This window comes from Mesorhizobium huakuii (assembly GCF_014189455.1).
Lineage (GTDB): Bacteria > Pseudomonadota > Alphaproteobacteria > Rhizobiales > Rhizobiaceae > Mesorhizobium > Mesorhizobium huakuii_A.
Genome location: NZ_CP050296.1, coordinates 5,230,199 through 5,246,607 on the forward strand (window position 1 = coordinate 5,230,199; position 16,409 = coordinate 5,246,607).

At 63.0% G+C, this 16,409-nt stretch carries 11 protein-coding genes and 5 pseudogenes; 9 read left to right on the forward strand and 7 right to left on the reverse strand.

Annotated elements, in window-relative coordinates; translation table 11 throughout:
* Window positions 1-50: 50 nt before the first annotated feature.
* Window positions 51-347 (forward strand): annotated as a pseudogene (locus tag HB778_RS41655) (UPF0149 family protein); the annotation flags it as partial.
* Between the two features lie 291 nt (window positions 348-638).
* Here HB778_RS41655 and HB778_RS25145 read toward each other — a convergent pair.
* From HB778_RS25145 to HB778_RS25165, 5 genes and pseudogenes are all read right to left on the reverse strand, one after another.
* Window positions 639-1,391 (reverse strand): annotated as a pseudogene (locus tag HB778_RS25145) (CorA family divalent cation transporter); the annotation flags it as partial.
* A gap of 201 nt (window positions 1,392-1,592) precedes the next feature.
* A complete protein-coding gene (locus HB778_RS41660; protein ID WP_244661606.1) occupies window positions 1,593-3,830 on the reverse strand; it encodes a sulfotransferase family protein in 2,238 nt (745 codons plus the stop codon).
* A gap of 6 nt (window positions 3,831-3,836) precedes the next feature.
* Window positions 3,837-4,256: pseudogene (locus tag HB778_RS43480) on the reverse strand (class I SAM-dependent methyltransferase); the annotation flags it as partial.
* 81 nt (window positions 4,257-4,337) lie between these two features.
* Complete coding sequence (locus HB778_RS25160; protein WP_183457844.1) at window positions 4,338-5,414, reverse strand: glycosyltransferase; 1,077 nt, start codon at window positions 5,412-5,414, stop codon at window positions 4,338-4,340.
* A 144-nt stretch (window positions 5,415-5,558) separates the two neighbouring features.
* Window positions 5,559-5,849 carry a muconolactone Delta-isomerase family protein gene (locus HB778_RS25165; protein ID WP_183457846.1) on the reverse strand — a complete coding sequence of 97 codons (291 nt, stop codon included), beginning with the start codon at window positions 5,847-5,849 and terminating at the stop codon, window positions 5,559-5,561.
* Between the two features lie 109 nt (window positions 5,850-5,958).
* On the opposite strand from HB778_RS25165, the gene HB778_RS25170 reads away from it, so the two are divergent.
* Entirely contained in the window at window positions 5,959-6,843 is an 885-nt protein-coding gene (locus tag HB778_RS25170) for a LysR substrate-binding domain-containing protein (RefSeq protein ID WP_183457848.1), read from the forward strand.
* 85 nt (window positions 6,844-6,928) lie between these two features.
* Here HB778_RS25170 and HB778_RS25175 read toward each other — a convergent pair whose 3' ends face one another.
* On the reverse strand, window positions 6,929-7,540 hold the full coding sequence (locus tag HB778_RS25175) for a TIGR00730 family Rossman fold protein (protein ID WP_095204964.1): 612 nt from the start codon (window positions 7,538-7,540) through the stop codon (window positions 6,929-6,931).
* 114 nt (window positions 7,541-7,654) lie between these two features.
* Between HB778_RS25175 and HB778_RS25180 the strand changes: the two genes are divergently transcribed.
* The 3 genes from HB778_RS25180 to HB778_RS25190 all read left to right on the forward strand — a co-directional run bounded on the left by HB778_RS25180 (window position 7,655) and on the right by HB778_RS25190 (window position 11,597).
* Window positions 7,655-9,229 (forward strand): LysM peptidoglycan-binding domain-containing protein, encoded by a 1,575-nt coding sequence (locus HB778_RS25180; RefSeq protein WP_183457850.1) that lies wholly within the window; start codon window positions 7,655-7,657, stop codon window positions 9,227-9,229.
* A 111-nt stretch (window positions 9,230-9,340) separates the two neighbouring features.
* Complete coding sequence (locus HB778_RS25185) at window positions 9,341-9,688, forward strand: ArsR/SmtB family transcription factor (protein WP_183457852.1); 348 nt, start codon at window positions 9,341-9,343, stop codon at window positions 9,686-9,688.
* A 25-nt stretch (window positions 9,689-9,713) separates the two neighbouring features.
* On the forward strand, window positions 9,714-11,597 hold the full coding sequence (locus HB778_RS25190; protein WP_183457854.1) for an ABCB family ABC transporter ATP-binding protein/permease: 1,884 nt from the start codon (window positions 9,714-9,716) through the stop codon (window positions 11,595-11,597).
* A gap of 282 nt (window positions 11,598-11,879) precedes the next feature.
* Here HB778_RS25190 and HB778_RS25195 read toward each other — a convergent pair.
* Window positions 11,880-12,837, reverse strand: a pseudogene (locus tag HB778_RS25195) (IS5 family transposase).
* Between the two features lie 168 nt (window positions 12,838-13,005).
* On the opposite strand from HB778_RS25195, the gene HB778_RS25200 reads away from it, so the two are divergent.
* From HB778_RS25200 to HB778_RS25215, 4 genes and pseudogenes are all read left to right on the forward strand, one after another.
* Window positions 13,006-13,353 carry an antibiotic biosynthesis monooxygenase gene (locus HB778_RS25200; protein ID WP_183457856.1) on the forward strand — a complete coding sequence of 116 codons (348 nt, stop codon included), beginning with the start codon at window positions 13,006-13,008 and terminating at the stop codon, window positions 13,351-13,353.
* A 148-nt stretch (window positions 13,354-13,501) separates the two neighbouring features.
* The gene (locus HB778_RS25205) at window positions 13,502-14,758 is read left to right on the forward strand and encodes a DMP19 family protein (protein WP_183457858.1); all 1,257 of its coding nucleotides are present in this window, start codon (window positions 13,502-13,504) and stop codon (window positions 14,756-14,758) included.
* Window positions 14,759-14,883: 125 nt separating this feature from the next.
* A pseudogene (locus HB778_RS25210) lies at window positions 14,884-15,583 on the forward strand (phosphatidylserine decarboxylase).
* Between the two features lie 3 nt (window positions 15,584-15,586).
* Window positions 15,587-16,405 carry a CDP-alcohol phosphatidyltransferase family protein gene (locus tag HB778_RS25215; RefSeq protein WP_032929550.1) on the forward strand — a complete coding sequence of 273 codons (819 nt, stop codon included), beginning with the start codon at window positions 15,587-15,589 and terminating at the stop codon, window positions 16,403-16,405.
* Window positions 16,406-16,409: the final 4 nt, after the last annotated feature.

Below are 16,409 nucleotides of genomic sequence, written 5' to 3' on the forward strand. Positions count from 1 at the left end.
TCGAGGCCTGGATGGCCATCAAACCCGCCCCCCGCCCGCTGGTGCGGACGATGTCGGCGCTGGATGGCTTCGTAACGGCGGCGGTCACCGGGCCGCGGTTCCCGGACCCGCAAGACTGGATGTGCCCGCTCATGGGGTTGCCGCGCGACGTCCTGGCCAAAGGATCTGCAACCGATCACGCCGTGTTTGCCAGCGTCGCCAGGATCCACAACCGGATCAACGAGACGCTCTTCGACAGACCGCAGGACTATGCGCCCCGTTTCGCCACCAAGCCCAGCGGCGGCATCGACCCGCGGCCGTGGTGCCAGGGGTTCTACGCGGCCATCAATCTCAACATCAAAAAATGGAAACGGCTACTCGACCTCGACAACCCCAACCACGGCCTGCTGCTGCCGATCCTGATCTACTGCGTCGACAAAAGGGGCGGCCCGTCCTCGGCAAGCCCAGGCCAGGGCCAGAGACCGCGCGCTTCATCGAGCATGAGGCCTACAAAGACATCGCCCTCGTCATCCCCGCCCTGCGCGAACTCCACTACGTCACCCGTTATGACGATCCGCAGTGATCGCGGCGACGCGGACCAACGGCTTCCTATTATCTACTATAGAGCACTATTTCGGGAAAGGTGCCTTGGCGCATCGCTTACCTTGCAACTGCTCGCCGTCATTGTAGAGGGTGAGCGCCCGGTGCGAGAGTCGGGCCGCCATGTCGTTGATCAGGTCGGGCAGCTCGTCGCGATGCGAATGGTCGAGATGGCGAAACAGGTTGGTGAGCGTCGCCATCTGCCGATGGATCACAACCAGCTGCCGGCGCGCCTCGACCAGCGATTGGCGTTCATTATGCCACGCATCGCGCACGACGCGATCCTCGATGCCGTCGAGTGCGTCGCCGAGTTTGCCGAGCTCGGCCGACATGCCGTCGAGCGACTGACCCATGACCGCCTCGATCAGGTCCGCTGGCGAGCGGAATTTCCGCGATCCATTCTCCACCGCCTTGCGAACCGCGTCGACCGACTCCAGAGGCTGCTTGCGGGCGCCGATCAGCATCGTGTCGTTGAAGGCGAAGCGGAAATGGACGAGTCCGCGCGCCTCTGAAAAATCGTGCCTGAGGTCCGGCAGGTCGCCAAAGAGCCAGCCATCCTCGTAGTCGACGTGGCAGCCATGGCTGGGCGCGAGGAAAGCATCGCGCGCCGGGGCCGGTAGAGCCTTCTCGGCGGCGATTTCCTGGCGGGCGTGCAGATCGGTGATCTGGTAGCTGCGCCATGTCCAGTGCGCGGCGCTGGCGTCCTTGGTCCGCACGCCTTCTGCGGTGAAATGATAGATGAAGAACAGCCCGTGCTCATCGGGCAGGTAAGGCGACAGGTCGGTGCCTTCCGGGGCGAGGGCGGTATCCATGGGCAGTGCCAGATGCAGGTTTCAAGTGCGGCGCCCGCATTAGCGGTCGTCTGGCCGCAATTTCTAGCACGCGCGAACCCGGTTCCGTGTGACGGTTTCTTGACAGCCGATCACAGTGTCGAGCGGCGGCATTGGCCGGATGCAACAATTGTCGTCATCTTCGACGCTTGGATGGACTTCGCATCCACCGCAACGGGGCTGTCAATCGTCGCCAACTGGGCGACGCGAGCAGTGCGGCGCGCTCGGCAAGGAGATTGTCTCGATCGTGCACCAGTGCGTCCCGTTCGAGGCCGAGCTCACGATAGGCGCGGTTGATTGCGTCGCGCTCGCCGCGCAAATGGTCGGACTCGGCCGCCGCCGCCGCGCCCCCAAGACATCGCAGGCATCATCGAATTTCGCCCGCATCAGGTCCAGCTCATCGCGCAATTTCTGGCTGTCGCCGTCGTCCGCCATGGCACATAGAATGTCGTAGGCAGTACGGATCAGCGGTGTCACATCCGGATGGTTCTGCAATTCCCCGGCTGTTGCCCGTTCATGATGCAGGTCCGCTGTCAGGAAACGCCCTATCTCGGTTTCCGCTTGGTCGGAGTGTGTCGGCCAGGCGATGCTGGTCTTGTCCGCCGCACGCTCGACATGATGTCGCCAGTCGATCAGGAATTGTTCGTGGCGTATGAAACAACGTGGCATGTGCCGCGAATGATGTTCCGCCTCGAGCACGTGCCTGAGCCAGAGCAAAAGGGATTTCGCCAACGGCAATCCATCCCGTCGCTGCAGCGAGTAAGCGACCTCGAGGGGATTGCGGAGCGGAAGCAAAGCCACCGGCTCGACCTCTATCTCGGCAAGGATCGACGACATGAACGGAATGAACCGGCAAATCCGGGGATCCTTGACGAAAAACAGCGGTTCATCGCTGTACTCGCTTGCCAGGATCGCCTTGATCTTGTGGCGGTGAGTCTCCGCCGCCGGTGATTGCAGCCATTGCGGATCGAGCGGCCGCCAGTCATGCCACGAGGAGGCTGCCGCTGCGAGCAGTTCGTCGTTGGCGAAATTGAGCGGGGTGCTTTCCCAATATCCCCTGGGATTGTTGCCGTCCGCGCGCAATGGCTTTTTGGGAGGGGCCGATCCCAATGCGGCGATGGTGCCGGCAAGCATCGAGGTCCCGCTGCGATGCATCCCAAGCACGAGGATCGCTTTTCTCCGGGAGTGGCGCGCGCGGTTCGACATCTGCGCGGCCGGCGGCGGCTCTTGCCGCAACGGCAGTCGGGCTTCGAGCCATTCGGCTATTCCCGCGGGCAGCGCCAGCGTTCCGTCCAGGATCGGGTTCGCGGCAGCGGAGCCCTCGTTGAACAGCCCATGATAGTGAATATGAACCAGCCGGGCCGGGTCAGGCGCCGTGGCCGGGTTGAAGTTGTGGAGCGGAAAATTATGCGTGGCCGGCAAAAGCCGCACGGAATGGTTGCCGGCGGTCGCCGCCAGTGAGAAAGCAGCCTGGCTCGTGCCCCAGAAGGCCGTGGCCTCCCCCTGCAGGATGCCGGTCCCGGTGCCGTAGGTTGGCTCGGCGCCGGCCCATGGTTTCATGTTGGCGGCCACCAGCTTCCTGAAAATATCTTCCGTGCGCTGAAACAGGCCGCTCGCCCTTTTTGCGGCGATGAGCCCGCCATTGTAGCTGGCGCGCACAGCCAGGCCGTCGACACTCGTACGCACGATCGGCAGGTGCTCGTAGTCGACATCGGTAAGGACGCATAGCTGCCGCCAGTAAGCGTCGAATGGGTCGCCAGGGCCTGTCGTGCACATCCCCTTGCTGTCCACCGGGCGGGCAGCGGCGGAGCATGTGCCCAACGAAAAGTCGGGCTCGGCGATGAATATCGTGTCGCTATCAAGCATGATGATGACTGGTGGCCCGGTCCGTCTTTCGACATGAGCAAGCGAATGGACCCGGTATGAAGGGCCATATTGCGGGCAGGGGCTGTCGATTTCGATCGGCAGATAGTCCACTCCCAGTTGCCCGAACCGGTCTATCGTCGACGCGGAGGGGCGACGGCTGCTTCTCGGCGAGACCGCCGTTATCGGGGACCGCGAATAAGAGCCGGCGAAACACCTTATGCTTTCGCACAGCAGCAACGCCTGTGCTTCAAGAATGCCCGCCTCGGCAATCAGCACGAACTCGACGTCGTTTTCAGATCCATCGGTTTTGGCTTCGGTGACGGGTTCTTGGCGCGGGACAGGAGACGGAATTGCCGGGCGTTCGTTCCTGGCTACGCCGATCTTCTGGATGATGACTTGTTCACCTCGGTACAGCTCGCGGTATTGGCCTGATTGCACCGACAGGAAACTGTCGATCCCGAGTTTTGGACGCTCGACCTCATCGGCAAAGAACGTCCATTCGTAATCGTCGAAAATGACGATCCCGCCATCCCGCACCATCGGCCAGGAGAACACGACATCGGCCTGGACATCGGCACTGTGATGGCTGCCGTCGACGTAGACGAGGTCGAAGCGCCGCTCGTCGGTGATAAGGCGGGCCAATGCCTGGGACGAGGGACTTTTGATCTTTTCGACCCGTTTGCCGAACGCGGCGAGATTGCTGTCGAAGCGTTGCTCGACATGCGCAAGCTGGTCGCTCCATTTCTGGCGCAGGGTGTGTTCGGGACTGCCGCCGAACGTATCGATGCATGTGAGCCGGCATTTGCCGAAATAATTGAGAAAGAAGATCGCCGACCGGCCCTCCCAGGAGCCGATCTCCAGGACCTCGAGAGCCTCGTCGCGGCGCGACTGGAACAGTGTGGCCCAGAGGGGAAAGAAGCGCGAGGTCCAGTCGGTCGAAAGGCTTTTGCCTGCAAACCAGGCAGAATAATCAAGGTCCATAATTCTCACTCTTTACGGCAGAGACGGCACCTTCGGTTTCCAGAAATCTGTTCCTCGTCAATTGGTCCAGCACCAGTTCACTCAGCGGCCTGTTTTGCGCAACCACGCCTTGAGCCCGATCGCCAGTCGCCTTGTCGCTGCACCGGCTACGGCGCGCCAGTCGAGCGGCCAGCACAGATAGCAGACGCGCAGCATCTCCGTGAGACCCGGCGGCGGGCTGGCGAGCATGCGCGCGACGATGCCATGGGCCAGCTGCCTCGCCGCAATCGCATCCTCCGTGCGTCTGAAGGGCCGTGACGCTGCAAGGAAGGCCTTGAGTACGCCGAGCAACTTGCCGTAGGCGGCGGCGCGTCGGTCGGTAGCGATCACGTTCCCCCGGATGAACTGGGTGAGGTCCTGGGCGAAAGCATCGTCATAAAGGTCGTAGGTCAGGCCGAGGCGCGCCCATGATGCCTGGCGGATCGGATGCGTGCGATTGCGGGCATTCGTTGCGTTTGTCGCGGTCAGCCCAAGTGCGTTCAGCCGGTAGCGCGTCAGCGGTTCGGCAAGATTTCGCGCCCGGCACAAAGGCAGCATGTCGAACCACAGATAGTGGTCCTGCGAGACCAGTTCATCGATTCGGTAACGCCCGGCGGCCTCGAAGCAGCCACGGCGGTAGGCGATCGTCGAATGGTAGAAGGGATTGTGGAACAGGATCGTCCAGCGGATCTCCAGATCCGTCTCGGGCATAAGCTGCGCGCCGACGACGCGGTCGGCTTCGTCGATCAGCGTTACCGCATGTCCGACGAGGCCAAGTTCGCGATCCTCGTCCAGGGCCGCGACCAGTCGTCCGACATGCGCGGGCTCGGCGATATCGTCCGCGTCGAGGCGCAGGATGATCTCGCCTCGGGCCGCCTCGATGCCGCGATTGGCGGCAGCGGCGGTGCCGAGATTGGTCGGATTGATGACCAGCCGGATGCGCGGATCGCGACGCGCCAGTTCCCGGAAGACCGCGTCCTGGCCCGTTCCGTCATCGACGATGATGAGTTCGAGATCGTCGAAATCCTGGATCAGGATGCTGTTGACCGCGGCGTCGAGAAAGCGCTGGTCCGTATAGACGGTCATGACGACGGAAGCGCGTGGAACGCGATCCGCGTCGCCGCCTGTTCTGTCCGCCACCGTTCAATCCCCCTTGCCCATCTCCCCGATAACCAACCAGGAGATTCTCCGCAAATGGAAATCGCCGGAGCGCCCGTGAGGCTCTAAATTGCCGCCCGAGCGCGGCCGGCGCTGAGCGCCGCCGACCGCGCCGTCCGATGTGGTTCAGCGCTTCGGCCCAAACCCGGGGTAGGGGTTAAGCGGCACGATCGCGGCGATGTCCATCATGCCGGCCTTTATCAGCGGCAAAGTGGCGAGATGGCCGCGCACTTCGGCGTCGTCGGCGGCCTCGAACATCAGGCCACTGCCGGGAATGTCGCCACGGTTCCAGACCTGGCGCACCGCGCCTTCGGCGTAAAGCGTGCGCCGCTGCTCGGCCTCGCCGGGCAGAAGCGGTGCGAAGTCGGCGTCGCCAAACTTTGCGGTGTTGCGGGTGAGAAGGGCAAAGAACTGCATGTCGGTCTCCTTGGTTGGGATGCCGGACTATCCCTTCTGGCTGGTCAGACTGTCCAAGACTGATTAGGCTAAAGTTAAGACCTGAAAGGACGTTGAGCCCGGGATAAAAATGTTCGACCTGCGACAGCTCCGCTACTTCGTCACCGTCGCCGAAACCGGCAATGTCGGCCGTGCGGCCGAACTGCTGCATATTTCGCAATCGCCGCTCAGCCGGCAGGTCATGCAGCTCGAGCAGCAGCTGGGCGTCGCGCTGTTCGAACGGGCAAAGCAGCGGGTTCATCTCAATGCCGAGGGCCGCGCCTTCCTCTCGGAGGCCCGCGCGCTGCTCGCCAATGCGCGGCGCGTGGAGGAGTTTGGCCGCAACCTGGCCAGCGGCGCGGTCGGCCGTCTCGCCATCGGTTATGTCGAGGGCGCGGTGCATGCCGGCCTGGTCGCCGACATGCTCAGGCAATTCCGCCGTGAGCGGCCGCAATTGCATCTCAGCCTGATGAGCCTGCGCTCTGCCGCGCAGTTCGAGGGGCTGCGCCAGCGCACGCTCGATCTCGGCCTGGTCTATTCGCCACCGCCGGCCGACTATCCCGAAATTGCTTCGATTCTGGTCCGCCGCGAGCCGCTGGTGCTGGCGATCCCCGAAGATGACACGCTTGTCCAGTTGTCGGACATCCGCCCGCATCATCTCGACGGCCGCACCTGGATCACCGTGGTGCGCCAGCCCGCCGACACCAACCGCGGCCAGTTCCTGGCCGCTTGCATCGAGGCCGGCTTCGTGCCCGACATCGCCTATGAGACGGCTGATCCCTTGACCTCGCTCGGCCTGGTCAGCGCCGGACTGGGCCTGGCGACGGTGCAGGAGAGCCTGCGAAGCGCCGCGCCGTCGGGAATCGTCTTCCGCGACCTTCCCTGGTTCAAGCGCAGCGTGGCGATCCATCTCGCCTGGCGGCGGCAGGATCGGCGTGCTGTGATAGCGGATTTGCGGAAGGCAGTAGGGCAGTAGGGCAGTAGGGCAGTAGGGCAGTAGGGCAGTAGGGCAGTAGGGCATGTCTTTCCCTACTGCCGTACTGCCCTACTCCCTTATTCCCCTACATTTTGTCTATCACCGACTGCACGCCCTCGGTCGGGGCGTCGACGGAGGAGCCTGCCACCATGATGGCGGCGACGATGGCTTCCGGATCGTTGATCACCAATGGCTGAACGCGTTTTGCAGTATGGATGAAGCCCTCTGCCGCCATGTGATCAAGCAACGACAGCATCGGGTCCCAGAATCCGTTGATATTGCCAAAGACGATCGGTTTGCGGTGATGGCCGAGCTGTCCCCAGGTCATGATCTCGACGATCTCCTCGACTGTGCCGATGCCGCCGGGCAACGCCACAAAGGCGTCGGATTTCTCGAACATTCTGTGCTTGCGCTCGTGCATGTTGTCGGTGATGAGGAGTTCATCAAGCCGGTCGAGCGCGGTTTCTGTTGCTTCCTTGTTGATCAGGAAGCGGGGAATGATGCCTGTCACCTTGCCGCCGGCCTTGAGCGCGCCTTCGGCGACTGCGCCCATAATGCCTTTGGTGCCGCCGCCATAAACCAGCCGCAGGCCCGCTCTGGCAATTGAGCGCCCAAGCAGGTGTCCGGCCTTCGCATAGATTTCATCGCGGCCCGGCGACGAGCCGCAATAGACGCAGACGGATCGAATCGTGTTCATACGGATGATTGGTGATTGGGTCTGAAAGCGTGGTCAAGCCCGGGGTGGGCTTTTTCTTGTCGGCTTTGGCAAAACACGCTAGACCGGCGTTAGGTGGCTAAGGGGTAGGGAAGTATGGCAATTAATCCATTGAAGGCGTTCCTGTTCGCGGCGGGTGGGACCGTCGCGGCCGCGGGAACGGCCTATGTATCGGGCGCACTCGACCCGTATCTTCATCCAACGCCGCCGGCGAAAGTCGCGGCCTTGACGCCACCAGAGGCGCCGAAACCGGCTGATCCAGGCACGGAAGGGCGGCTGCCAGCGCCTGCGGTGCCGGCTGCTCCCGCCGCGGCGCCCCAGACGACAGCTCCAGCAGCACCTGCGACGGAGGCTCCGGCAGCGCCCGCAACCGATGCGGCGGCTCCGGCGGCACCCGCAGCGGCCGGCCCGATCGCGCCGACTTTCGATGTCGTGCGCGTCGAGAGCAATGGCTCGATCGTCATTGCCGGAAATGCAACGCCCAATTCAAAGGTCGAGATCCTCAGCGGCACGACCGTGCTTGGTTCGACCGTGGCGGGTCCCGATGGCGCTTTCGTCATCGTGCTCGACGATCCGCTGAAGCCTGGCGACTACACAATTGCCCTGCGTTCGGCGGTCGGCACGGTGGTGACCGTCTCGGTGCAGACCGCCGTCGTTTCGGTTCCCAAGAATGCCGCCGGCCAGGTGCTGGCCATGGTCGAAGAGCCGGGCAAGCCGGCCGAACTGCTGACGGTTCCCGCGCCCGAGACCAAACCGGCAGCACCTGCCACCGGCGACCAGGCTGCCGCACCGGCTGCCCCGGCGCCAGGTCCGGCCGCCGAAGCGCCCGCGACTGCTGCTCCGGCGCCGGCCACACCAGCGCCGGCCGTCGTCGAGGCGGCACCGGCTCCGGCAACGCCGCCCGCGGCAGCCGTGGCCGAACCCAAGATCGTCGTCGAGGCGGTCGAGATCGACGGCAACAAGATCTTTGTCGCCGGCCTCGCCGATCCGGGCCGCAAGGTGCGCGCCTATGCCAACGACATCCTGCTCGGTGACGCGCAGACATCGCCGGACGGTCATTTCCTGGTCGAAGCGAAGCGCGACATTCCGGTCGGCAGCTACACCATCCATGTCGACGGCCTCGATGCCGACGGCGTGACGGTTGTGGCCCGCGCCGCCGTGCCGTTCGAGCGCGAACCGGGTGAAGCGGTCGCCGCCGTGGCGCCTGCCGGGACCAAGCCAGCAGAGACCAAGCCGGCCGCACCTGCAGCCGCCGAAGCGCCTGCCGCTCCGGCTCCTGCTGCACCGGCGACAGCTCCGGCCGTTGCCGCCGCTCCGGCCGAGACGGCACCGGCAACGCCGGCTGCGCCCGCCACCGAGGCTCCGGCCGTTGTCGCTGCGGCCACGCCGCCAGGCGATGTGCCGGAGGTCGTGTCACCCAAGCTCGAACATGCCGACGGCGCCGTCATCATCCGCCGCAACGACACGTTGTGGCGGATATCGCGGCGCGTTTACGGCCATGGCGTGCGCTACTCGACCATCTACCTCGCCAACCAGGACCAGATCAGGGATCCCAATCGCATCTGGCCCGGCCAGGTGTTCAAGGTCCCGGAAAAGTCCAAGGAAGGCGAAGCCGCCGACCTCAAGGCAATGGGCGAGCAGGCGACGACGGCGCCGACCAAGAAGCAGTAGGTCTTCGGTGATTGGCTAATCTCCCCCTTGTGGGGGAGATAGACAGCTCTAGCGCTCTGCCCATACGGGCAGCTTGCCGTAGACTCGTTCATCGTCTATCGCCGATGAACGATGACAGAATCCACCCTTGAACCAGATCGCGCTGCCAGCGTTCTACCCGACTGCATCTCCGACAGTCGCGCTGTCGCTGCGCGCTTTGCGGCGTTGTCGCACCCGGCACGGATTGAGATCCTGAAGCACCTGTCGGCCAGCAATTCCTGCTGCTGCCGCGAGGTCGTCGATCGTTTCGATCTGGCGCAGTCTACCGTGTCCCAGCATCTGAAGATCCTGGTCGAGGCCGGCCTGGTCCGCTTCGAGCCTGACCGCCAGCGCTCGCGCTATGCGGTCGATCATGCCGCGCTCGCCAACCTATCGGCATCGCTAAGCACGCTCGTCAATTCCTGCTGCTCCGGCCGCTGACCCTCTCACCCAAAAGGCAAGAAAAGTGGTCGAAAAAACCGTCTCCGCCGACACCTCAACGCTCACGACATTGCGCAATCTGTGGCCCTATATGTGGCCGGCCGACCGCGCCGATCTCAGGGCGCGCGTCACCTGGGCGACACTGCTGCTGGTCGTCGCCAAGCTGACATTGGTCACCGGTCCCTATTTCTTCAAATGGGCGACCGATGCGCTGGCGGGAGGCTCCAAAACGCCACCGCCGCTGCCGTCCTTCCTGCTCGCCCCGGTGATGCTGGTCATCGCCTACAATGTGCTGAGGCTGGTTCAGCTTGGCTTCAACCAGTTGCGCGATGCGCTGTTTGCCCGCGTCGGCCAGCATGCGGTGCGCCAGCTCGCCTTCCGCACCTTCGTTCACATGCACCAGCTGTCGCTACGCTTCCACCTCGAACGCCGCACCGGCGGCCTGTCGCGCATCATCGAGCGCGGCACCAAGGGCATCGAGACGATCGTGCGCTTCATCATGCTCAACACGGCGCCGACCATTCTCGAATTCGCGCTGACCGCCGGCATTTTCGGTTTCACCTACGGTTGGAAATACGTGGCTGTGGTGGCGGCTACCGTTTGCCTCTATGTCTGGTTCACGGTCAAGGCGAGCGACTGGCGCATCTCGATCCGCCGCGACATGAACGACAGCGACACCGACGCCAACACGAAGGCGATCGACTCCCTGCTCAATTTCGAGACCGTCAAGTATTTCACCAACGAGGCCATGGAAGCCGACCGCTTTGACCGCTCGATGGCGCGCTATGAGGTCGCCGCCACCAAGACCTGGACTTCGCTCGGCTGGCTGAATTTTGGCCAGGGCGTCATCTTCGGCCTCGGCACGGTCGTCGTCATGTGCATGTCGGCGCTGGAGGTGCAGGCCCACACGCAGACGGTTGGCGATTTCGTCTTCATCAATGCCATGCTGGTGCAGCTTTCCGTGCCGCTCAATTTCATCGGTTTCATCTACCGCGAAATCCGGCAAGGCCTGACCGACATCGAGCACATGTTCGACCTGCTCGACGTGCCGCAGGAGATCGTCGACAAGCCGGATGCAAAACCGCTCACCGTCGGCGCCGGCAAGGTCGAATTCCGCGACGTGCATTTCTCCTATGATCCGAACCGCAAGATCCTGAAAGGTGTTTCCTTCGAGGTGCCGGCCGGCAGGACGGTCGCCATTGTCGGGCCGTCGGGGGCCGGCAAGTCGACCATTTCGCGGCTGCTGTTCCGCTTCTACGACGTGCAGGGTGGCCAGGTGCTGATCGACGGCCAGGACATCCGGGATGTCACCCAGGACAGCCTGCGCGCGGCGCTTGGCATGGTGCCGCAGGACACGGTGCTGTTCAACGACACCATCGCCTACAACATCCGCTACGGCCGCGTCGGCGCGAGCGAAGAGGAGGTGCGCAAGGCAGCCGAACTCGCCCAGATCGGACCGTTCATCGAGAAGCTGCCCGATGGCTACAAGTCTATGGTTGGCGAGCGCGGGCTGAAGCTTTCGGGTGGCGAAAAACAGCGCGTCGCGATTGCCCGCACCATCCTGAAGGCACCACCGATCCTTATGCTCGACGAGGCCACATCGGCGCTGGACAGCCACACCGAGCAGGAGATCCAGGCCGCGCTCGATCTCGTCAGCAAGGGCCGCACCACCATCGTCATTGCCCACCGCCTGTCGACGGTGATTTCCGCCGACGAGATCATCGTGCTCAAGGACGGCCAGATCGCCGAGCGTGGCACCCATGTCGAGCTGATGCGCAAGCATGGCCTCTATGCCTCGATGTGGGACCGCCAGCGCGAGGCGACCGAAGCCGAGGAGCGGCTGCGCCTTGCCCGCGAGGGCGACGAGCTCGGTGTGATCGTTCGCCGGCGGACATCGGAGGTGTCGTAGCGCCTTTTCCTTCTCCCCCTGTGGGAGAAGGTGGATCGGCGCGCTAGCGCCGATACGGTTGAGGGGTGGGTGACGGAGTGCCGTCCTCGCCAAGCTGGAGCACCCCTCATCCGACCTCGCTTCGCGAGGCCACCTTCTCCCACAAGGGGCCTGTTGCGCAGTTACTGGGAGGAACGGCGGGGGAACAGGATCAGCGGGCTATTGCTGGTTCTTAGGGGTTGAGGTCTGGTTTCGATGTTTGAGGTGGCGGTTCGGCCTTGGCTGGCCGGATTGTGGACGCACCTATCCCGTGATGGCGGCCCATCGGCGCATGTTGAAAGCGATGGCCGCCATTGTCACCTGACCAGCAGCCTTGGCCAACCCGATGTAGCGGATCGTGGTCAGCTTCATGCGGTTCTTGAGCGTGGCGAAGGTGGTCTCCACCGCTGCTCGCCGTCTGGCGATCAGGCGATTGTAGTGCTTGAGCCGCGGCGGCAGCGCATGATGCTTGTTGGGGCGCCGTGCAATGCGCACCTTCTTGCCGGCCGCCCTGAGCCGAGCACGGCGGGCATGGGTGTCATAGGCTGCGTCTGCCCATACCGTCTTCTCATCACCGCAGATCAAGTGATCAGCCACGACCGTGTCGTTGACGTTGGCCGGTGTCGTGATCACCGTGCGGATCAGGCCAGAGCCTTCATCCACCCCGACATGAGCCTTGTAGCCGAAGGTAAGGCCGCTCTTGCCCTTGCGTGCTGTGACGCGGGCGTCCGTATCCTGCGACGGCCGCTCGGGTGTCGGCGGCGTCGAGACCGCATCAATCAGCGTGGCATCCAGCATCGTACCGCGCTTCAGGATCACGCCGGCCTTCTCCAACTGCCGGTCCAGTTCGCCAAACAGCTTCTCCATCAGCCCTTCGCTGACAAGCAGATTGCGAAAACGCGACAGCACCGTGTGGTCGGGGATTGTATCGTCCAGCCCCAGCCCAGCAAAGCGCCGGAACGACAGCCGATCGCCCAGCGCTTCCTCTAACTCGCGATCCGACAGTCCGTAGAGCGATTGCAGCAACAGTGCCTTGAACAACACCAGCGGCGGCCAGGCAGCTCGACCCGGTCCACCATCGCGCAGCGCATTAAGCAGCTTCTCGAACCGGTACCACTTCACCAGACCCGACAGACGGTCGAGTGGCGAAGAACCCCCCCGTCAGCTTGTGGCCCAGAAAGGCCTCCGCCAAGCTCAACTGTCCAGTCTGCTTCACCGCCATCGCGATTCCTCCGAGCTCCCTCTCAGAGAATCACAACCAGCGAATTACGCAACAGGCCCACAAGGGGAGAAGGAAGAGGTAAAAATCCGCTTGACCTCAACTTAAGTTGAGATTGTACGCCGTTCCTGGAGCCCGAAAACACCATCATCCAGGAACGGAACAATCGAAATGAACGACATAAATCAGACTGTTAACGGCGGCAGCGTGTTCAGGGTGGACAAGTTCGTCGTCCCGGCCGCCGCCCGTGAAGAGATACTCGTCAAGGTCAGGGCGACACACGAATTGCTGCGCCAGCAGCAGGGTTTCGTGCAGGATTTCCTGCTCGAGCAATTTTCAGGGCCGGGCGAATTCAACCTGGTGACGATCGTCGAATGGGAAAGCCAGGCGGCCGTCGACAAGGTCGTGCCGATCGTCAAGGCCGCGCATGAGCGTATCGCGTTCAACCCGCAGGAGACGATCGCGCGCCTGGGCGTGCGGGCCGACATCGCCAACTATCAGCGCGTGCCGGAACTTTAACGCTCATTCAGCGCAACGACGCCCAGCGTCTGTCTGGCGCGGGCGTTCCCCGCTCTATCCCGATAGATGAGCTGGGGCTTTTATCCTCAACAACAACTGATATTGTCTGGGCAATAACAACCGATTTTTGAATTACGGAAACATTTCGATGTTTGGCTTTTTCTCGCGCAAGTCCAAAGGGGCGTCCGAGAAGACGCCACCCGCTTCGGAAGATAAAGGGGTCAATCTCCTCGTACCTCTAATCACGGTGCCTCGTTCGAAGGTCGAGAAGGCTAGTGAAAAGCCTTTTGATCTTGTCTTAGCTGTCATGCAATTCGCGGTGACGATCGTTTCCAAAGGGCTCTACCGTCATCCGGAGATCAACCCCAAGGCGATGCAGGTCTTTCATGCGGACTGGTACTCCTCGGAGGTAAAGAACGGCGGCCACAGTCAGTTTATCCACAATGCGGGCAGGGAAATCGACACCACGATTGCCAACGCCAGAGCCGGACTCAGCGCCTGCGGGGCAACGAGGCAGTTGGCGACCTTGGAAAAGATGTCAGCTTGGGTTGCCCGCAATCCTGATGAAGCAGCGAAACAAACGGGCTTCGAGGGTGGCCGCGACGATTTCCTGGATACGCTCGATGACGCATTCTACGAAGCGGATGAAGCCGCGTCGATGGAGGATTTGCTCGCGCGTTGGATCACGTCTTGGGCCGATCTGCAGATTGTCGATGATGACAACTACGACGATACGATCGACCGACTCGTTGTGGCCAACCCCCAGCGTGAAAGTAGGCTTCTTCATGAGTCGGTCAGCAAACTGGTGAGCCAGATGTTGAGCCAGCGTGACGTCGGTGCCGGCCTCGCCTGCGCTAAGGCGTCGCCGTCGGAGATCAAACGGGGGTTTGGGATGGCGAGGATGCTGGATGTCGAGGGCGAAAAGCAAATGGTCTTTCAACTCCGCACCAGCGCGGATGAGCTCCGGCTATGCGCAGCAACAAAGGCACACGTTACCGTTTACGAGTGTATTCCCCCGGACGATCCTCCGATCATACGCGCGGGTGAGAGCCTGTTGGGAGCTGATGCACCGAGGGTCGGGCCACGGCTTGGGCGCGCTGAGGAGTCGGAGATTGAGGCAGCAATCCAGCTGACTGAGCAAAATCATGCTCCGGTCGCTGTCGACCTTCTGCTGCGCAAGGCCGGGTTCGATCCGCTGGGTGCCATCGTTTCAGCTAACTCGGTGGTGCAAACGGCGGAAGGGCCTGTGGTGAACTGGGTGGTGCTGGCGTCTGACCGGAGCTTCCTCTCCCTGTCTTCGCCGAATGGCAGTGTGCTCTTAAGTGGCGAGGATTACGAAAAACTCGCGGAGGCTACGATGCCCGAACTCGACGCGCACTTTGATCGCTCCGCTGCCGCAGAGTAGAGTCTCAGCTCGCATTCATCATACCGCCCTCAGCCGCCACACCCATCCTCCCATTGTTGCGTTGCGGGCAGGGGGGCTTTCCGCTATTGAGGCGCAACCTGAAACAGGGACCTGCCCCAAGCCCTATGAGCCTTCTCGACTCGGTCAAGAATACCTTCGTTCCGATCCATCGCGAGGGATATCCCTTCATCGCCGCTTTCGGCGCGGGGACGCTTTTCCTTGGCTATTTCTCCTCGATCCTGTTCTGGATCGGCCTGATCCCTGACCGCCTGGTGCGTCTATTTCTTCCGCGACCCCGAGCGCGTCACACCGGTCGACGACCGCCTGGTGGTGAGCCCCGCCGATGGTATCATTTCGGCGGTCGGTCCGGCCCTGCCGCCGCGCGAGCTTGGCCTCGGCAATGTCGAGATGACCCGCATCTCGGTGTTCATGAACGTCTTTTCCTGCCATGTGAACCGCTCGCCCGTGCGCGGCCGCATCGCCAAGATCGAGCATCGGCCGGGAAAATTCCTCAACGCCGAACTCGACAAGGCCAGCACCGAGAACGAGCGCAACGGCCTGGTCATCGAAAGCCCCAATGGCACGGTGGCTGCCGTCCAGATCGCCGGCCTGGTGGCGCGGCGCATCGTTTGCTGGGCCGAGGCTGGCGGCTCGATCGGCACCGGCGAGCGTTTCGGCCTGATCCGCTTCGGCTCGCGCGTCGATGTCTTCCTGCCCTTGACCGCGACGCCGCGCGTCGCCGTCGGCCAGACGGCGGTCGGCGGCGAAACGGTGCTCGCCGAGTTCGGTGGTGTCGCCGGCACTCCTCTTGTGCGGATTTCCTGAGCCTTGGGCGCGCCGTTCAAGAAGTTCGAGGCTCATGCCAGCGGCGGTCCGCGCATCCGCGAGATCCCGATGCGCATGGTGCTGCCCAACCTGGTCACCGTGCTTGCCATCTGCGCCGGCCTGTCCGGCATCCGCTTTGCCTTCGAGGATCGCTTCGAGACGGCGGTGGTGATGGTGCTGCTGGCTGCCTTTCTCGACGGCATCGACGGTCGGCTCGCACGCATGCTGAAGGCGACTTCAAAATTCGGCGCGCAGATGGATTCGCTCGCCGACATCGTCAACTTCGGTGTTGCACCTGCTCTGGTGCTCTACGCCTTCCTGCTCGACCGCGCCGGCTCGCCGGGCTGGATCGCAGCCCTTCTGTTCGCCATCGCCTGCGGGCTGAGACTTGCCCGCTTCAACGTGCTCGACGACGAGAAAGCCGAGCGTCCGCTGTGGCAGTCGGAATATTTCGTTGGCGTGCCGGCGCCGGCCGGCGCGGTGCTGGTGATGCTGCCGCTCTATCTGTTTTTCCTGCGGCTCGGGCTGGAGCCAAGCCGCCCGGCCGCCTTCGTCGCCACCGGCTTCACCATCCTGGTCGCCTTCCTTCTGGTCAGCCGGCTGCCTGTCTATTCCGGCAAGAGCATCAAGATCCCTGGCGACAGGGTGCTGCCAGTCATTCTGGCCGTCGTGCTCTACATTCTCTTGCTGATGACCTATCCCTGGTACACGCTGACGGCGTCGGTCGCGGGCTATCTGATCTTCCTGCCGTTCTCCGTGCGCGCCTACTCCAAGCGCGCCAAGCTCGAGGGCGAGAAGGTGCCGCCTTCGGACATAGGGTAGAACC

Coding starts and splice junctions, on each gene's coding strand:
- HB778_RS25205 (WP_183457858.1), top strand. CDS start 13,502: ATGTTTGGCTTTTTCTCGCGCAAGTCCAAAGGGGCGTCCGAGAAGACG.
- HB778_RS25170 (WP_183457848.1), top strand. CDS start 5,959: ATGTTCGACCTGCGACAGCTCCGCTACTTCGTCACCGTCGCCGAAACC.
- HB778_RS25175 (WP_095204964.1), bottom strand. CDS start 7,540: ATGAACACGATTCGATCCGTCTGCGTCTATTGCGGCTCGTCGCCGGGC.
- HB778_RS25185 (WP_183457852.1), top strand. CDS start 9,341: ATGACAGAATCCACCCTTGAACCAGATCGCGCTGCCAGCGTTCTACCC.
- HB778_RS25180 (WP_183457850.1), top strand. CDS start 7,655: ATGGCAATTAATCCATTGAAGGCGTTCCTGTTCGCGGCGGGTGGGACC.
- HB778_RS25165 (WP_183457846.1), bottom strand. CDS start 5,849: ATGCAGTTCTTTGCCCTTCTCACCCGCAACACCGCAAAGTTTGGCGAC.
- HB778_RS25200 (WP_183457856.1), top strand. CDS start 13,006: ATGAACGACATAAATCAGACTGTTAACGGCGGCAGCGTGTTCAGGGTG.